1 protein-coding gene is annotated in these 784 nt (G+C 70.9%); it reads right to left on the reverse strand.

What is annotated here, in order from left to right:
- Nucleotides 1–784: polyketide synthase dehydratase domain-containing protein (locus tag AQI88_RS42345; protein ID WP_208616109.1), on the reverse strand; the 784-nt coding region annotated here is incomplete at both ends.

The following is a 784-nucleotide window of genomic DNA, read 5'->3' on the forward strand; positions in this document are numbered from 1 at the left end:
CAGCCAGCTGAGCCGCCTGCGGCGCCGAAGCTCCGGGGGCGGCAGTCGGCACCGCCGCAACAACCACCGGAGGCACCTCAGACTCAACCGACTGACCGTGCCGCACCCACTGCACCGCGGCATCAGAGGCCTGAGGCGTCGTCAGCGGGACCCAGTCCACCGTGAACAGCGACTGCCGCACCTGCCGACCAGAGCCGCTGAGCTGACCGGCCGAAGCCTCACGCAGCGCCAGCGACCGCGCCTCCAACACCGGCTGACCGACACCGTCAAACGCCGTCACCGAGACGCCGCCCGACCCGCGGGCCAAGACCACTCGCAGATGGCGGGCACCGCCGGCCAGCAGCCGCACCCCCGACCACGCGAACGGCAGCCCCGTCCCCCCACTGCCATCGCTGGTACCAGCAGCCAGGAGACCGTGCAGAGCGGCGTCGAGCAGAGCGGGGTGCAGGCCGAACCCGGCAACATCGGAATCAATGACCTGAGGCAGCTCGGCCTCGGCGTACACGGTGTCCCCGGCCTGCCAGACCCGACGCAGCCCCTGGAACGCCGGCCCATAGCCGTAACCGCGCTGGGCAAACCTCTCGTAGGCATCGTCGACCGGAACCGACTCCGCACCCGCCGGAGGCCAAACAGCCAGCGGAGCCGGAACGGGCTCACTGCCAGCAGGAGCCAGCACGCCGACCGCGTGCCGAACCCATTCGCCCTCCCCCTCACGAGAAGAGACCGTCACCGTCCGCGGACCGTCATCACCGTCGCTGACACGGACCTGCAACTGCACGCCACC

Source organism: Streptomyces cellostaticus (assembly GCF_001513965.1).
Classification (GTDB): domain Bacteria; phylum Actinomycetota; class Actinomycetes; order Streptomycetales; family Streptomycetaceae; genus Streptomyces; species Streptomyces cellostaticus.